The sequence below is a fragment of the Cytobacillus sp. FSL W8-0315 genome (assembly GCF_038002905.1).
GTDB classification, from domain to species: domain Bacteria; phylum Bacillota; class Bacilli; order Bacillales; family Cytobacillaceae; genus Cytobacillus; species Cytobacillus pseudoceanisediminis.
This window is the reverse complement of sequence record NZ_JBBOOC010000001.1, coordinates 380,893-398,571: the sequence shown is the minus strand read 5'-3', so window position 1 is coordinate 398,571 and position 17,679 is coordinate 380,893. Positions and strand designations below refer to the sequence as shown.

11 protein-coding genes, 3 rRNA genes and 1 riboswitch are annotated in these 17,679 nt (G+C 46.1%); all 14 genes read left to right on the top strand.

Going from position 1 to position 17,679, the window contains the following annotated elements:
- Positions 1 to 202: 202 nt before the first annotated feature.
- The 14 genes from ptsG to purF all read left to right on the top strand — a co-directional run bounded on the left by ptsG (position 203) and on the right by purF (position 17,575).
- Entirely contained in the window at positions 203 to 2,260 is a 2,058-nt protein-coding gene (ptsG, locus tag MKY20_RS02190; RefSeq protein ID WP_019382400.1) for a glucose-specific PTS transporter subunit IIBC, read from the top strand.
- Between the two features lie 322 nt (positions 2,261 to 2,582).
- Positions 2,583 to 4,132, top strand: a 16S ribosomal RNA gene (locus MKY20_RS02185).
- A 307-nt stretch (positions 4,133 to 4,439) separates the two neighbouring features.
- Positions 4,440 to 7,375, top strand: a 23S ribosomal RNA gene (locus MKY20_RS02180).
- Positions 7,376 to 7,578: 203 nt separating this feature from the next.
- Positions 7,579 to 7,695 (top strand): 5S ribosomal RNA (rrf, locus tag MKY20_RS02175).
- The 16S, 23S and 5S rRNA genes sit together here, the layout of an rRNA operon.
- 531 nt (positions 7,696 to 8,226) lie before the next feature.
- Positions 8,227 to 8,769, top strand: a complete 543-nt coding sequence (locus tag MKY20_RS02170) for a DUF2179 domain-containing protein (protein WP_009336735.1) — start codon at positions 8,227 to 8,229, stop codon at positions 8,767 to 8,769.
- Positions 8,766 to 8,972, top strand: a complete 207-nt coding sequence (locus tag MKY20_RS02165) for an NETI motif-containing protein (RefSeq protein WP_019382942.1) — start codon at positions 8,766 to 8,768, stop codon at positions 8,970 to 8,972. The genes MKY20_RS02170 and MKY20_RS02165 overlap by 4 nt, the downstream gene beginning before the upstream one ends.
- A gap of 88 nt (positions 8,973 to 9,060) precedes the next feature.
- A riboswitch (purine riboswitch) is annotated at positions 9,061 to 9,162 on the top strand.
- A 139-nt stretch (positions 9,163 to 9,301) separates the two neighbouring features.
- The gene (gene purE, locus MKY20_RS02160; RefSeq protein WP_026041807.1) at positions 9,302 to 9,790 is read left to right on the top strand and encodes a 5-(carboxyamino)imidazole ribonucleotide mutase; all 489 of its coding nucleotides are present in this window, start codon (positions 9,302 to 9,304) and stop codon (positions 9,788 to 9,790) included.
- Positions 9,777 to 10,931 (top strand): 5-(carboxyamino)imidazole ribonucleotide synthase, encoded by a 1,155-nt coding sequence (gene purK / locus MKY20_RS02155; protein WP_175502193.1) that lies wholly within the window; start codon positions 9,777 to 9,779, stop codon positions 10,929 to 10,931. Before purE ends, purK begins: the two co-directional genes overlap by 14 nt.
- Before the next feature lie 3 nt (positions 10,932 to 10,934).
- Complete coding sequence (purB, locus tag MKY20_RS02150; RefSeq protein ID WP_009336739.1) at positions 10,935 to 12,227, top strand: adenylosuccinate lyase; 1,293 nt, start codon at positions 10,935 to 10,937, stop codon at positions 12,225 to 12,227.
- Between the two features lie 115 nt (positions 12,228 to 12,342).
- The gene (gene purC, locus MKY20_RS02145; RefSeq protein ID WP_019382939.1) at positions 12,343 to 13,068 is read left to right on the top strand and encodes a phosphoribosylaminoimidazolesuccinocarboxamide synthase; all 726 of its coding nucleotides are present in this window, start codon (positions 12,343 to 12,345) and stop codon (positions 13,066 to 13,068) included.
- Positions 13,056 to 13,310: a phosphoribosylformylglycinamidine synthase subunit PurS gene (gene purS / locus MKY20_RS02140; protein WP_019382938.1), complete on the top strand. Its 255-nt coding sequence runs from the start codon at positions 13,056 to 13,058 to the stop codon at positions 13,308 to 13,310. Before purC ends, purS begins: the two co-directional genes overlap by 13 nt.
- The gene (gene purQ / locus MKY20_RS02135; protein ID WP_019382937.1) at positions 13,307 to 13,993 is read left to right on the top strand and encodes a phosphoribosylformylglycinamidine synthase subunit PurQ; all 687 of its coding nucleotides are present in this window, start codon (positions 13,307 to 13,309) and stop codon (positions 13,991 to 13,993) included. Before purS ends, purQ begins: the two co-directional genes overlap by 4 nt.
- A complete protein-coding gene (gene purL / locus MKY20_RS02130; protein WP_019382936.1) occupies positions 13,977 to 16,193 on the top strand; it encodes a phosphoribosylformylglycinamidine synthase subunit PurL in 2,217 nt (738 codons plus the stop codon). Before purQ ends, purL begins: the two co-directional genes overlap by 17 nt.
- On the top strand, positions 16,178 to 17,575 hold the full coding sequence (gene purF / locus MKY20_RS02125) for an amidophosphoribosyltransferase (RefSeq protein ID WP_071158092.1): 1,398 nt from the start codon (positions 16,178 to 16,180) through the stop codon (positions 17,573 to 17,575). The genes purL and purF overlap by 16 nt, the downstream gene beginning before the upstream one ends.
- Positions 17,576 to 17,679: the final 104 nt, after the last annotated feature.

The following is a 17,679-nucleotide window of genomic DNA, read 5'->3' as shown; positions in this document are numbered from 1 at the left end:
CGAAACAGGCAAGTCTTTACGTGTTACTGATTCGATCAGGCATGAGTGAAGAAAGGTAATTGAATTTAGGTAAATAGGGTATGATACCCTTGTATACACCTGAATTCTATCCTTTTTTCCTCATGCCTTTTTTATTTTTTTTTAATGCTTGCCGCTTTAAATGAAAACGCTTAATGAGTAAAAAACTATAGGGGGTTAACATATGTTTAAAAAAGTATTTGGCGTCCTGCAAAAAGTAGGAAAAGCCTTAATGCTTCCAGTAGCATTACTGCCGGCAGCGGGGATACTGCTCGCTATCGGTGCTGCTCTGCAAAATCCGGCGCTGCTTGAGCTGGCTCCATTCCTGGATAACAGCGGAGTTGAAATCGTTGCTCAAGTTATGCAAAAAGCAGGAGATATCGTTTTTGCCAACCTGCCTGTTCTATTTGCAGTTGGTGTAGCAGTTGGTTTGGCCGGCGGTGAAGGTGTAGCTGCGCTTGCTGCCATTATCGGCTATCTAATTATGAATGTGACAATGGGGACGGCTGCAGGAATTACTGCTGAGGATGTAAATGGGCTTAATTATGCAAACATATTAGGAATCCCAACTCTGCAGACAGGTGTATTCGGCGGTATCATTGTTGGTATTATCGCCGCTGCATTATATAACAAGTTTTTTGAAATCGAACTTCCATCCTATTTAGGTTTCTTTGCCGGAAAGCGTTTCGTTCCGATTATTACGGCAGCAACGTCTGTAGTCCTTGGTTTGCTGATGCTTGTTATCTGGCCGCCAATCCAGGAAGGGCTGAATGCTTTCTCTCAAAACATGGTTCATGCGAACTTGACTCTATCAGCGTTTATTTTTGGATTAATTGAACGCTCATTGATTCCTTTTGGTCTTCATCATATTTTCTACTCTCCATTCTGGTATGAATTCGGACAGTATGTAACGAATGCAGGGGAAACGGTTCGCGGTGACCAGCGCATTTTCATGGCACAAATCAGTGACAATGTACAAAACCTTACTGCAGGTACATTCATGACTGGTAAATTCCCGTTCATGATGTTCGGTCTTCCTGCCGCTGCATTAGCAATTTATCATGAAGCACGTCCGGAAAAGAAAGTGGTAGTCGGAGGCCTTATGGCATCTGCGGCGTTAACTTCTTTCTTAACAGGTATTACAGAGCCGCTGGAGTTCTCATTCTTATTCGTAGCTCCTATCCTATTTGCGGTTCACGCGGTGTTTGCAGGTCTGTCATTCATGACCATGCATCTCTTAGATGTAAAAATCGGCATGACTTTCTCAGGCGGTTTGATTGACTATATTCTATTCGGTTTAATCAACCCTCAGACAAATGCCTGGATTGTCATTCCTGTTGGATTAGTATTTGCTGTGATCTATTACTTTGGCTTCCGATTTGCCATCCGCAAATTTAATTTAATGACTCCGGGCCGTGAAGAAGTAGAAGATGAAGAAACAGCTTCTTCAGGTAAAGGCGGAGATCTTCCATATGAAGTTCTTGATGCTATGGGCGGACAAGAAAACATCGCTCATCTTGATGCATGTATTACTCGTCTGCGTGTATCGGTAAACGATATTAAAAATGTAGATAAAGAACGCTTAAAAAAACTTGGTGCATCTGGAGTACTGGAAGTAGGAAACAACATCCAGGCTATCTTTGGCCCGAGATCTGAAACAATCAAAGGACAAATGAAAGATATCATGAGCGGCAAAAGACCGCGCACGGTTGAAAAAGCTCCGGAAGGCGGAGTTGAACAGCAAATTGAAGAAGTAAATCCTGAAGCTCTTCAGACTGAGCACAAGGAAGATCTTTTCATTTCACCGATCAAAGGAGAAATCAAACCAATCACAGAAGTACCTGACGCTGTATTCTCAGGTAAAATGATGGGTGATGGTTTTGCGATTGTACCTGCAGAAGGAACTGTTGTATCACCGGTAGACGGGAAGATCGTTAACATGTTCCCGACAAAGCATGCAATCGGCATTCTTTCAGATTCAGGCCGCGAAATACTTATCCATGTAGGTATTGATACAGTAAATCTGAAAGGTCAGGGATTTGAAGCGTTAGTTGCTGAAAATGACCGTGTAGAAGCAGGGCAGCCGCTGTTGAAAGTGGATCTTGATTATATCGAGAAAAATGCAACTTCTATCATCACGCCAATTGTATTTACAAACCTTCAGCAGGGTGAAGTGATCAAGATTAATAAGCCAGGCGCTGTTGATCTAAAAGAAAAAGAAATCATTGTCATCTCCAAATAGTAATATATAATATAGAAGAAACCAGCTGCGTTTTAACCAGCTGGTTTTTTTGATTTAAATGCAAAATAAAATCTTTTTAGTTTTTACGAATAATTTATTGACCTTATAAGCAACAGGTGTTATTATAGAAAAACAGTCGCTTGAGACGTTAACAAGATTTGATAGTTTTAAAAAAAGTTGTTGACGAAGTGATTGAGAAATGATATATTAATAAAGTCGCTTCTGAGCGGCGGATTGATCTTTGAAAACTGAACGAACAAAAACATCAACGTTAATTCTTTAGTCTTTTTTAAAAAGACAACTTATGAGCTTAATCAACTCTTATATGGAGAGTTTGATCCTGGCTCAGGACGAACGCTGGCGGCGTGCCTAATACATGCAAGTCGAGCGGACAGATGGGAGCTTGCTCCCTGAAGTCAGCGGCGGACGGGTGAGTAACACGTGGGCAACCTGCCTGTAAGACTGGGATAACTCCGGGAAACCGGGGCTAATACCGGATAATTCTTTCCCTCACATGAGGGAAAGCTGAAAGATGGTTTCGGCTATCACTTACAGATGGGCCCGCGGCGCATTAGCTAGTTGGTGAGGTAACGGCTCACCAAGGCAACGATGCGTAGCCGACCTGAGAGGGTGATCGGCCACACTGGGACTGAGACACGGCCCAGACTCCTACGGGAGGCAGCAGTAGGGAATCTTCCGCAATGGACGAAAGTCTGACGGAGCAACGCCGCGTGAGTGATGAAGGTTTTCGGATCGTAAAACTCTGTTGTTAGGGAAGAACAAGTACCGGAGTAACTGCCGGTACCTTGACGGTACCTAACCAGAAAGCCACGGCTAACTACGTGCCAGCAGCCGCGGTAATACGTAGGTGGCAAGCGTTGTCCGGAATTATTGGGCGTAAAGCGCGCGCAGGCGGTTCCTTAAGTCTGATGTGAAAGCCCCCGGCTCAACCGGGGAGGGTCATTGGAAACTGGGGAACTTGAGTGCAGAAGAGAAGAGTGGAATTCCACGTGTAGCGGTGAAATGCGTAGAGATGTGGAGGAACACCAGTGGCGAAGGCGACTCTTTGGTCTGTAACTGACGCTGAGGCGCGAAAGCGTGGGGAGCAAACAGGATTAGATACCCTGGTAGTCCACGCCGTAAACGATGAGTGCTAAGTGTTAGAGGGTTTCCGCCCTTTAGTGCTGCAGCAAACGCATTAAGCACTCCGCCTGGGGAGTACGGCCGCAAGGCTGAAACTCAAAGGAATTGACGGGGGCCCGCACAAGCGGTGGAGCATGTGGTTTAATTCGAAGCAACGCGAAGAACCTTACCAGGTCTTGACATCTCCTGACAACCCTAGAGATAGGGCGTTCCCCTTCGGGGGACAGGATGACAGGTGGTGCATGGTTGTCGTCAGCTCGTGTCGTGAGATGTTGGGTTAAGTCCCGCAACGAGCGCAACCCTTGATCTTAGTTGCCAGCATTCAGTTGGGCACTCTAAGGTGACTGCCGGTGACAAACCGGAGGAAGGTGGGGATGACGTCAAATCATCATGCCCCTTATGACCTGGGCTACACACGTGCTACAATGGATGGTACAAAGGGCTGCGAGACCGCGAGGTTAAGCGAATCCCATAAAACCATTCTCAGTTCGGATTGCAGGCTGCAACTCGCCTGCATGAAGCCGGAATCGCTAGTAATCGCGGATCAGCATGCCGCGGTGAATACGTTCCCGGGCCTTGTACACACCGCCCGTCACACCACGAGAGTTTGTAACACCCGAAGTCGGTGGGGTAACCTTTTGGAGCCAGCCGCCTAAGGTGGGACAGATGATTGGGGTGAAGTCGTAACAAGGTAGCCGTATCGGAAGGTGCGGCTGGATCACCTCCTTTCTAAGGATATTTACATGAAACGTGACGTGTTTTGTTCGTTCAGTTTTGAGAGTTCAATCTCTCAATGAAAGATTCGTTCTTTGAAAACTAGATAATGTTAATGAAGAAGCAATAACCGAGTAATCGCCATCTTAGTTTTTTTCTCTTATTTTTGTTTTAAAACGAAGTAAGAGCACAAACCATGAGGACGATGAGCGGCAAGGAGATCAAGGAAGCGACCGAGTGAGCACCGGAGCGTACTTCAGTACGTGAGGAGCGGAGCGAGAGAGCTGACGCAGAGATCCGCAGTCGATCAGCGGCCGAAGTAGGTTAAGTTAGAAAGGGCGCACGGTGAATGCCTTGGCACTAGGAGCCGATGAAGGACGGTACTAACACCGATATGCTTCGGGGAGCTGTAAGTAAGCTTTGATCCGGAGATTTCCGAATGGGGAAACCCCCTATCCGTAATGGGATAGGATCTTTACCTGAATACATAGGGTATAGAAGGCAGACCCGGGGAACTGAAACATCTAAGTACCCGGAGGAAGAGAAAGCAAACGCGATTCCCTGAGTAGCGGCGAGCGAAACGGGATTAGCCCAAACCAAGAGGCTTGCCTCTTGGGGTTGTAGGACACTCTACACGGAGTTACAAAGGAACGAGGTAAATGAACAGGTCTGGAAAGGCCGGCCAGAGAAGGTAAAAGCCCTGTAGTTGAAACTTCGTTCCCTCCAGAGTGGATCCTGAGTACGGCGGGACACGAGAAATCCCGTCGGAAGCAGGGAGGACCATCTCCCAAGGCTAAATACTCCCTAGTGACCGATAGTGAACCAGTACCGTGAGGGAAAGGTGAAAAGCACCCCGGAAGGGGAGTGAAAGAGATCCTGAAACCGTGTGCCTACAAGTAGTTAGAGCCCGTTAATGGGTGATAGCGTGCCTTTTGTAGAATGAACCGGCGAGTTACGATTACATGCGAGGTTAAGTTGATGAGACGGAGCCGCAGCGAAAGCGAGTCTGAATAGGGCGAATGAGTATGTGGTCGTAGACCCGAAACCAGGTGATCTACCCATGTCCAGGGTGAAGTCCAGGTAACACTGGATGGAGGCCCGAACCCACGCACGTTGAAAAGTGCGGGGATGAGGTGTGGGTAGCGGAGAAATTCCAATCGAACTTGGAGATAGCTGGTTCTCTCCGAAATAGCTTTAGGGCTAGCCTCATGTAGTAAGAGTCTTGGAGGTAGAGCACTGTTTGGACTAGGGGCCCCCATCGGGTTACCGAATTCAGACAAACTCCGAATGCCAAAGACTTATCCATGGGAGTCAGACTGCGAGTGATAAGATCCGTAGTCAAGAGGGAAACAGCCCAGACCACCAGCTAAGGTCCCAAAGTATACGTTAAGTGGAAAAGGATGTGGAGTTGCTTAGACAACCAGGATGTTGGCTTAGAAGCAGCCACCATTTAAAGAGTGCGTAATAGCTCACTGGTCGAGTGACTCCGCGCCGAAAATGTACCGGGGCTAAACGTATCACCGAAGCTGTGGATTGACATCTTACGATGTCAGTGGTAGGAGAGCGTTCTAAGGGCGTTGAAGCGGGATCGCAAGGACCCGTGGAGCGCTTAGAAGTGAGAATGCCGGTATGAGTAGCGAAAGATGGGTGAGAATCCCATCCACCGAATGCCTAAGGTTTCCTGAGGAAGGCTCGTCCGCTCAGGGTTAGTCGGGACCTAAGCCGAGGCTGAAAAGCGTAGGCGATGGACAACAGGTTGATATTCCTGTACCACCTCTTTACCGTTTGAGCAATGGGGGGACGCAGGAGGATAGGGTAAGCGCGCTGCTGGATTAGCGCGTCCAAGCAGTTAGGCCGGTAACGAGGCAAATCCCGTTACCACATAGGCTGAGCTGTGACGGCGAGGGAAATTTAGTACCGAAGTTCCTGATTCCACACTGCCAAGAAAAGCCTCTAGCGAGGGAAAAGGTGCCCGTACCGCAAACCGACACAGGTAGGCGAGGAGAGAATCCTAAGGTGAGCGAGAGAACTCTCGTTAAGGAACTCGGCAAAATGACCCCGTAACTTCGGGAGAAGGGGTGCTCATTAGGGTGAATAGCCCTGATGAGCCGCAGTGAATAGGCCCAGGCGACTGTTTAGCAAAAACACAGGTCTCTGCGAAGCCGCAAGGCGAAGTATAGGGGCTGACGCCTGCCCGGTGCTGGAAGGTTAAGAGGAGAGGTTAGCGCAAGCGAAGCTTTGAATCGAAGCCCCAGTAAACGGCGGCCGTAACTATAACGGTCCTAAGGTAGCGAAATTCCTTGTCGGGTAAGTTCCGACCCGCACGAAAGGCGTAACGATCTGGGCACTGTCTCAACGAGAGACTCGGTGAAATTATAGTACCTGTGAAGATGCAGGTTACCCGCGACAGGACGGAAAGACCCCGTGGAGCTTTACTGTAGCCTGATATTGAATTTTGGTACAGCTTGTACAGGATAGGTAGGAGCCTGAGAAGCCGGAGCGCCAGCTTCGGTGGAGGCGTCGGTGGGATACTACCCTGGCTGTATTGAAATTCTAACCCGCGCCCCTTATCGGGGCGGGAGACAGTGTCAGGTGGGCAGTTTGACTGGGGCGGTCGCCTCCTAAAAAGTAACGGAGGCGCCCAAAGGTTCCCTCAGAATGGTTGGAAATCATTCGCAGAGTGTAAAGGCACAAGGGAGCTTGACTGCGAGACCTACAAGTCGAGCAGGGACGAAAGTCGGGCTTAGTGATCCGGTGGTTCCGCATGGAAGGGCCATCGCTCAACGGATAAAAGCTACCCCGGGGATAACAGGCTTATCTCCCCCAAGAGTCCACATCGACGGGGAGGTTTGGCACCTCGATGTCGGCTCATCGCATCCTGGGGCTGTAGTCGGTCCCAAGGGTTGGGCTGTTCGCCCATTAAAGCGGTACGCGAGCTGGGTTCAGAACGTCGTGAGACAGTTCGGTCCCTATCCGTCGTGGGCGCAGGAAATTTGAGAGGAGCTGTCCTTAGTACGAGAGGACCGGGATGGACGCACCGCTGGTGTACCAGTTGTCTTGCCAAAGGCATCGCTGGGTAGCTATGTGCGGAAGGGATAAGTGCTGAAAGCATCTAAGCATGAAGCCCCCCTCGAGATGAGATTTCCCATAGCGTCAAGCTAGTAAGATCCCTGAAAGATGATCAGGTTGATAGGTCAGAGGTGGAAGCGTGGCGACATGTGGAGCTGACTGATACTAATCGATCGAGGACTTAACCAAAACGAAAAGCGGAGGCGACTGTTCAACTTTGAGAGACGTTGGAGAGCCGGCCATTCAAATCCTGGTTTTGGGATTTGGAGGGACGGATCGAAACGGCCGAGAAGTTAGGAGCCGAAGCTAGACAAGTCATTGGTGAATACTCGGCAAATGCTTCTTCATGCATTATCTAGTTTTGAGGGAACGAAGTTTCTTCAACCAAATAGTCCGGTGGCGATAGCGAGAAGGTCACACCCGTTCCCATACCGAACACGGAAGTTAAGCTTCTCAGCGCCGATGGTAGTTAGGGGCTGTCCCCTTGTGAGAGTAGGACGCTGCCGGGCATATGAAAGAGCACCTGATGGGTGCTCTTTTTTGTGTGTTTGGATGTATTACTTTATCCAAATATTATATTTGAACTCTTCTTTTTGGTGGAAAATACATATATGCGTCACTTTTTCATGTTATGCTTCACTTTGGAATTTATATGCGTCCCTTTTACTCGTATATGTGTCAGAATTCATTTATATTCGCCACTCCTTACTTCACTGCCTGTTTTATGTGTTAAATCTGTTCTTTACCAAGATATATTATGCCAAATGTGAAATAAACTTCTAATCGAGATAGAAACATGCTGGATAATCTCCAAAACCTATTAGATAAAAACCTTTAGATACTCTCTCCTTTATATAGCCTCAACTAATGAAGGCATAATTCAGCCGTTTCATCCCACTCAAAAAAGGATAACCTATTCATAAAGAATCCAATTTGCAAAAAAAAGGTTATCAAACGCCAATTTCTTTTGTACAATAGGGACTTAATGGGGAAGGGGCGCCCATATGCCTTTAAATCCCCCATAAAGGAGGACGCTTGCTTTGCTGGAAAACAGTTTTATTATGGTCGCTATTATTTTGATCATTAATATTGTATATGTATCATTTTTTACCATCAGGATGATTCTTACGCTTAAGGGGCAGCGGTACCTTGCAGCTTTTATAAGCACCATCGAAGTTGTTATCTATGTCATAGGTTTAGGGCTGGTTCTGGATAACCTAAATGAAATACAAAATCTGATTGCTTATGCAGTCGGTTATGGAATTGGCGTTATTGCCGGCATGAAAATTGAAGAGAAGCTTGCTCTTGGCTATATTACGGTAAATGTAATTACAAAGGAATATGACAGGGATCTTCCAAAAGCTTTAAGGGATAAAGGCTATGGTGTCACAAACTGGGCTGCCAATGGACTTGAAGGCGATAGGATGGCCCTTCAGATCCTGACACCAAGAAAATATGAATTAAAGCTTTATCAGACGATTAAAGAGCTGGATCCTAAGGCCTTCATCATCGCTTATGAGCCAAAAACGATTCATGGCGGTTTCTGGGTGAAATCTGTTAAGAGAGGAAAGTTATCCCAATGAGCAAAGCCAAAAACAAAATGGTGTTTGAGGTCCAGGAAAACGAAACGATTGACCAGTGCCTGGACAGGATACAAAAGGCAGGATATATACCTGTTAGAAGGACTGAGAAGCCTATATTTAAAGAAGTTAAGACGGGTGGTAAAGTCGATTATGAACCGGCTGGAAGGCAGATAGTTTTTGAAGCAAAACGATTAGAAGATTAAAACACGAACATTAATTGTCTGACTTTTAGTATTGTTCGATTTTTCGATTGACAGAGTATCAGGTATGTTGTTAATATGATGGTAGTTAATAAAACGTGAATAAACCCCTCGTATAATAATGGGAATAGGGCCCATAAGTTTCTACCCGGCAACCGTAAATTGCTGGACTATGAGGGAAAGCTGATATGCCCGGCATGTAGAAGGAATGGTTCCTGCCGTTTGCAGGTGTCTTCCTTATGGTTCTTTTTAGCCCGGACAGATTACTTTCTCTCATATTAAGAGAAGGGTCTGTGCGGGTTTTTTATATTGGAAGATTTGGAGGAGAAAGAATGAGCGCACAAGCAGCAGTCATTATGGGAAGCAAATCAGATTGGGAGACAATGAAGCACGCTTGCGGAATTCTGGAAGAGCTTGAAATCCCTTATGAAAAAAAGGTTGTTTCAGCCCATCGGACTCCAGATCTTATGTTTGAATATGCTGAGCAGGCAAGAGACAGAGGAATAAAGGTAATTATTGCGGGTGCAGGAGGAGCGGCACACCTTCCAGGAATGGTTGCAGCGAAAACGACACTTCCTGTCATTGGAGTGCCAGTCCAATCAAAAGCTCTAAACGGACTGGATTCATTGCTGTCCATTGTTCAGATGCCCGGCGGCGTCCCGGTTGCAACGGTTGCGATTGGAAAAGCAGGAGCCACTAACGCCGGATTGCTGGCAGCACAAATACTTGGCGCTTTTGATACAGCCATTGCAGAACGTCTTCAGTCAAAAAGAGATAAAACAAAACAGGAAGTACTAGAAAGCAGTGATGAACTTGTCTAATAAAACAATTTTACCTGGACAAACAATTGGAATTATTGGCGGGGGACAGCTTGGGAGAATGATGGCACTTGCAGCAAAAGCAAATGGCTTCAGGATTGCCGTTTTAGATCCGGCAGAAGACTCTCCTTGCGGCCAGGTTGCGGATATTAAAATCATTGGAGAATATGGCCATTTAGATTCTATAAAAGAGTTAGCTGACGTCAGTGACGTTGTGACATATGAATTTGAAAATATCAGTGCGGAAGCTCTTGAGTGGCTATGTGCAAATGCGTACGTCCCACAGGGGAGCGAGGTGCTGGAAATCACCCAGGACCGGACAAAGGAAAAAGCAGCCATCCAAAAAGCCGGCTGCGAGGTAGCGCCATATGCGGTCATTACTACTGAAAAAGATATTTATGATAATATAGAAAAGCTTGGCTATCCAGCAGTATTAAAGACATCCAGAGGCGGATATGACGGAAAAGGGCAAGTTGTAATAAAGAGCGGGCAGGATATTAAGAAAGCTGCACAGCTTCTTGAGAATGGCGTGTGCGTCCTTGAAAAATGGATTCCATTCGAAAAGGAAATATCGGTTATTATCTGCCGGAATATCTCGGGAGAAAAAGCGGTATTTCCAGTCGGGGAAAATGTCCATAAAGAAAACATTCTGCACCAGACAATTGTGCCGGCCATGATCACAGCCGATGCTGAGGAAAGGGCAATAAATGCAGCAAACCAGCTGGCAGAAGCTTTAAGCCTTGTCGGTACATTGGCAGTCGAAATGTTTCTGACAAAAGACGGACAGATTTACATTAACGAGCTTGCGCCTCGTCCGCATAACTCAGGCCATTATTCGATAGAAGCTTGCGAAACCTCCCAGTTTGAACAGCACATCCGTGCAGTTTGCAATTGGCCGCTTGGCAGCACGGAGCTATTAAAACCGGCTGTTATGGTAAACATACTAGGAGAGCATCAGGAGCCTTTAATTAAGAAAATACCTGAATTGGATGACTGGAAGATTCACTTGTATGGAAAAAAGGATGCCAAATATAAACGCAAGATGGGCCATGTCACGCTTTTGCGGAAATCAGCCGAAGAGGCACTTGAAGAAGCAGAAAGAAGCGGCATTTGGACCCCTGTGAAGGAAAAGATCGGAGGATAAAACATGATTGAACGCTATACGAGACCGGAAATGGGAGCTATCTGGACAGAAGAGAACCGCTTTCAGGCTTGGCTTGAGGTAGAAATTCTTGCTTGTGAAGCTTGGGCTGAATTAGGGGATATTCCGAAAGAAGATGTTCAGAAAATCCGTGAGAATGCTTCTTTTAATATTGACCGTATTAAAGAAATCGAAGAGGAAACACGGCATGATGTGGTCGCTTTTACTCGTGCGGTATCTGAAACGCTTGGCGAGGAACGCAAATGGGTTCATTACGGGCTTACTTCCACAGATGTGGTTGATACGGCGCTTTCATACTTAATCAAACAGGCGAATGATATTCTTCTAAAAGATATCGAACGCTTTGTGGAAATCCTGAAAAACAAAGCACAGGAACACAAGCATACAGTAATGATGGGCCGTACGCACGGGGTACATGCTGAGCCGACTACATTCGGATTAAAGCTTGCACTATGGTATGAAGAAATGAAGCGTAATCTTGACCGCTTTAAAGAAGCAGCTGCTGGAGTGGAATTCGGTAAAATCTCAGGTGCAGTTGGAACATATGCAAACATCGATCCGTTTGTTGAAAAATATGTGTGTGAAAAGCTGGGCATCCAGCCAGCGCCCATTTCAACGCAAACACTTCAGCGTGACCGTCATGCACATTATATGGGGGCGCTTGCGCTTGTAGCCACTTCAATTGAAAAATTTGCGACAGAGATCCGCGGCCTGCAAAAAAGCGAAACGCGTGAAGTGGAAGAGTTCTTCGCGAAAGGTCAAAAGGGATCTTCAGCAATGCCGCACAAACGCAACCCGATTGGTTCAGAAAATATGACGGGAATGGCAAGAGTGATCCGCGGCTATATGATGACTGCGTATGAAAATGTGGCATTATGGCATGAGCGGGATATTTCCCACTCATCAGCTGAAAGAATCATACTGCCTGACGCAACGATTGCGCTGAACTATATGCTGAACCGCTTTGGAAATATCGTGAAAAATTTAACAGTCTTCCCTGAAAACATGAAGCGCAATATGGACCGTACGTTAGGGCTGATTTACTCTCAGCGTGTTCTTCTGGCCTTAATTGACAAAGGCATGACTCGTGAAGAGGCATATGATACTGTTCAGCCGCGGGCTATGGAAGCGTGGGAAAAACAGGTGCAATTCCGCAGCCTGATCGAGCAGGACGAGACGATTACATCAAAGCTAACCGAAGCAGAAATAGATGACTGCTTTGACTATAACTACCACATCAAGCATGTGGACACCATTTTTGACCGTCTAGGTTTATAAAAAAATAAAGAGGTAAAGAGCAGTCTTTACCTCTTTATTATCGGGAAAATTCCCAATCTTCTTAATAATAATGTCTAGCAGACATGTGCTATTCAAATAAGGGAGGCTCTCCGCTATGGAAAAAGGAGAATTGTTATACGAAGGCAAAGCCAAAAAGGTTTATCAAACAAACGATGAAAATATCGTCTGGATTGAATACAAAGATTCTGCAACAGCCTTTAATGGTGAGAAAAAAGCAAGCATCAGCGGCAAGGGCCGTTTGAATAACGAGATTACGAGTTTGCTTTTTTCAAAGCTTCATGACCTGGGAATTGAATCTCACTTTATTGAAAGACTTTCAGAGACTGAGCAGCTTGTTAAAAAGGTGGATATCATTCCGCTCGAAACAGTGGTCCGCAATGTTGCAGCGGGGAGCTTTTCTAAGAGATTGGGAGTTGTAGAAGGGAAAGAGTTACCGAGGCCGATTGTTGAATTCTACTACAAAGATGACGAGCTCGGTGATCCGCTGCTGACAGAAGATCATATTGAAGTTCTTCAGCTGGCTGATAAAAAGGAAGCAGCCCTTTTACAGGAAAAGGCACTTCAGGTTAATGCCATTTTAAGAGACTTTTTCAAAGACCTCGGCATTAAATTAGTAGATTTTAAGCTGGAGTTTGGTAAAGATGAATCAGGACAAATTCTGCTGGCTGATGAGATTTCGCCAGATACTTGCAGGCTTTGGGATATTGAAACAAATGAAAAGCTGGATAAAGATGTTTTCCGCAGAGACCTTGGAAATTTAACAGATGCTTATGAAAATATTTTAGCTCGACTGGGAGGCCAAACAGTATGTACAAAGTAAAAGTTTTCGTCACATTAAGAGAAAGTGTTCTAGATCCTCAAGGAACAGTTGTAAAAAATTCTCTGCATTCCATGAATTACAGCGAAGTGTCTGATGTGCGCATTGGAAAATACATGGAACTGATAGTGGATAAAAGCGACCGTCCTGTTGAAGAAGCTGTGAAGGAAATGTGTGAGCGCTTATTAGCTAATGTAGTGATTGAAGATTACCGCTTTGAAATTGAGGAGGCTGTTGCTCAGTGAAGTTTGCTGTGATCGTATTTCCAGGGTCTAATTGTGACATCGACATGTACCATGCAGTAAAGGATGAGCTTGGAGCGGAAGCCGAATATGTCTGGCATGACGCGGAAAGTTTAGACGAATATGACGGGATTCTTCTTCCCGGCGGTTTCTCTTACGGAGATTATCTCCGTTCGGGTGCTGTCGCACGCTTCAGTAATGTCATGAAAGAAGTTGTTAAAGCGGCTGAAGCAGGAAAGCCGATCCTGGGCGTCTGCAATGGATTTCAAATCCTTCTTGAAGCTGGTCTTTTGCCTGGGGCAATGAGAAGAAACGATAGCCTGAAATTCATCTGCCGCACCGTGGAGTTACGGGTTGAAAACAATGAGACCATGTTTTCATCTGCATATGAGAAGGATGAAGTAATCAATATTCCGATCGCCCATGGTGAAGGAAACTATTATTGTGATGAAGCTGTTCTAGCTGAATTGAAGAAAAATAACCAAATCGTTTTTACTTACAATGGAACGAATCCAAATGGCAGCCTGGAAAACATCGCAGGCATTGTCAATGAAAAAGGAAATGTACTCGGCATGATGCCGCACCCTGAAAGAGCTGTTGATGAGCTTTTAGGGGGAGCAGATGGCCTGAAACTTTTTCAATCAATCGTAAAACAATGGAGGGAAGCACATGTCGTTAATGCTTGAGCCAAGTCCGGAACAGTTAAAGGCACAGAAGGTATACAAAGAAATGGGTTTGTCTGATGACGAATTTGCGATGATTGAAAAGATTATCGGGCGTTTGCCAAATTACACAGAAATCGGTTTGTTTTCGGTTATGTGGTCAGAGCATTGCAGCTATAAAAACTCAAAGCCCGTTTTAAGCAAATTTCCGACAACAGGAGAGAAAGTACTTCAGGGACCAGGGGAAGGAGCTGGAATTGTTGATATCGGCGATGGGCAAGCAGTTGTTTTTAAAATTGAAAGCCACAACCATCCGTCTGCAATCGAGCCTTACCAGGGGGCAGCAACAGGTGTCGGCGGGATTATCCGCGATGTATTTTCAATGGGAGCAAGACCGGTCGCGCTCCTCAACTCTTTACGCTTTGGAGAATTGGATACTCCTCGTGTACGGTACCTTTTTAAAGAAGTAGTCGCAGGCATTGCAGGTTACGGAAACTGCATCGGCATTCCAACAGTTGGGGGAGAAGTGCAGTTTGATTCTTCCTATGAAGGAAATCCGCTTGTAAACGCTATGTGTGTCGGCTTAATCGACCATAAGGATATTAAAAAAGGCCAGGCCCATGGAGTAGGCAACACAGTCATGTATGTTGGAGCAAAAACCGGCCGTGACGGTATCCATGGTGCTACTTTTGCATCTGAAGAATTAACAGACCAATCAGAATCAAAACGCCCGGCTGTCCAGGTTGGCGATCCATTCATGGAAAAGCTTCTGCTAGAGGCATGCCTTGAACTGGTCCAGTCTGACGCACTTGTCGGCATTCAGGATATGGGAGCTGCCGGTCTGACAAGCTCTTCTGCTGAGATGGCCAGCAAAGCGGGATCCGGAATTGAAATGAATCTTGACCTTGTTCCTCAAAGGGAAACAGGCATGACTGCATATGAAATGATGCTTTCCGAGTCTCAGGAGAGAATGCTGATTGTCGTGAAAAAAGGACGCGAGCAGGAGATCGTTGATTTATTTTCCAAGTATGGCCTTGAAGCAGTATCTATCGGCAAGGTAACCGATGATAAAATGCTCCGCCTGACTCATCAGGGAGAAGTGGTAGCAGAGCTGCCGGTAGATGCGCTTGCAGAGGATGCGCCGGTTTATCATAAGCCATCAAGCGAGCCGGAATATTTCCGCGAATTTCAGGCAATGGAAAATGAAGTTCCTGCGGTTGAAGATTATAAAGAAACATTGGTAAAGCTCCTTCAGCAGCCGACAATCGCCAGCAAGGAATGGGTTTATGACCAGTATGACTATATGGTCCGCACGAATACAGTAGTGGCACCTGGATCAGATGCTGCAGTCATTCGCATCCGCGGCACCCGCAAAGGATTGGCCATGACGACAGACTGTAATTCACGTTATATGTATCTTGATCCTGAAACAGGCGGAAAAATTGCTGTGGCTGAAGCAGCAAGAAATATCATTTGCTCCGGCGGTCAGCCATTGGCGATAACAGATAATCTTAACTTCGGAAACCCGGAGAAGCCTGAAATCTTCTGGCAAATCGAAAAAGCGGCAGATGGAATCAGTGAAGCATGCCGCACATTGAATACGCCAGTTATCGGCGGAAACGTCTCTTTATATAACGAAACAAATGGAACAGCTATCTACCCAACACCTGTCATTGGAATGGTCGGGCTTGTTGATGACATTGATCATGTTACAACACAATCATTTAAAGCAGCTGGTGATCTTATTTATCTGGTAGGCGAAACAAAGGATGAGTTCGGCGGCAGTGAGCTGCAGAAGATGACATACGGCAAGATTTTTGGAAAAGCGCCTGAACTTGATCTCGAAAAAGAAGAAAAGGCACAGGAACAAATTTTAAAAGCTATTCGTTCGGGACTTGTTGCATCTGCCCATGATGTGGCAGAAGGCGGTTTAGCGGTAGCAGCTGCGGAAAGCCTGATTGGTTCAACAGGTCTGGGAGCGGATATCAAGGTAAAAGGAAATGCGACTTCAGCTTTATTCAGTGAATCACAATCCCGTTTCTTGCTATCTGTCAAAAAAGAAAACCAGGAAGTATTTGAAAGTTTAGTAGACGCGACATTAATCGGTGAAGTAACAGAAGCACCTATACTTTATATCTCCAATGAAGAGGGCCTATTGCTTGCTGAACAGGTTGACGTTCTAAAGCAGGCCTGGAAAGGGGCTATCCCATGCTTGCTGAAATAAGAGGACTGAATGAAGAGTGCGGTGTTTTTGGAATCTGGGGGCATCAGGATGCTTCCCAGATCACGTATTACGGGCTTCATAGTCTGCAGCACCGCGGCCAGGAAGGCACGGGAATGGTTGTTACCGATGGCAAAAAGCTGAAAGGCATAAAAGGTGAGGGGCTAGTAACGGAAATTTTCACTGCAGATGCCATGAAGGAACTGGAAGGAAAAGCAGCAATCGGACATGTACGCTATGCGACTGCCGGCGGGGGCGGATATGAAAATGTCCAGCCTCTGCTATTCAACTCACAAAGCGGAAGTCTTGCACTTTGCCATAATGGAAACCTGGTGAATGCGACTGCATTGAAGCATCAGCTTGAAGGACAGGGAAGCATTTTTCAAACGAGCTCGGATACAGAGGTGCTGGCTCACTTAATTAAGCGTGCAGGCTTCTCTTCACTTAAGGACCGTGTCAAAAATGCTTTATCCATGATTAAAGGAGCTTATGCTTTTCTGATTATGACCGAAACAGAACTGATGGTTGCGCTGGATCCGAACGGCATGAGGCCGCTCTCGCTTGGCAAAATCGGCGATGCTTATGCGGTTGCATCTGAAACATGTGCTTTTGATGTTGTCGGTGCAGAGTATATCCGCGATATCCTGCCAGGAGAACTGCTGATTATTGACGACAATGGATTCCGTTCTGAAATGTTTGCAATGGCCTCTAATATTGCAATGTGCACAATGGAATATGTTTATTTTTCCCGTCCGGACAGTAATATCAACGGGATCAACGTTCATACAGCCCGGAAAAACCTTGGAAAGCAGCTTGCCTTTGAGGCGCCAGTTGAAGGGGACGTCGTTACGGGCGTACCTGACTCAAGCATCTCTGTCGCGATTGGCTATGCTGAAGCTACAGGCATTCCATATGAGATGGGCTTGATAAAAAACCGCTATGTTGGCCGGACTTTTATCCAGCCATCCCAATCGCTGCGTGAGCAGGGTGTAAAAATGAAGCTGTCTCCGGTACGCGGAGTTGTAGAGGGCAAGAGAGTCATCATGGTGGACGACTCGATCGTTCGAGGAACAACAAGCAGACGGATCGTCACAATGCTGAAAGAAGCAGGAGCTACAGAAGTGCATGTGCTTATCAGTTCACCGCCAATTAAAAATCCATGTTTCTATGGAATCGACACATCAACAAAGGAAGAATTGATTGCCGGCAATCATTCAGTTGAGGAAATAAGAGAAATCATTGGTGCGGACACACTTACCTTTTTAAGTACAGAGGGCATGGTCAAAGCAATCGGCCGAAAAGACGGACAATGCCTGGCATGCTTTACAGGCCAGTATCCGACGGAGATTTATCCAAGCACTTTGCATCCTTATGAAAAGGTATAAATATGAAACTTGGCCGGTATTTTGCTCTTTTTGGCCGGTAAATATAAAGAATTAACCGGTAAATCATCATTTTTGACCGGTAAAAGCACAATGTTGGCCGATAA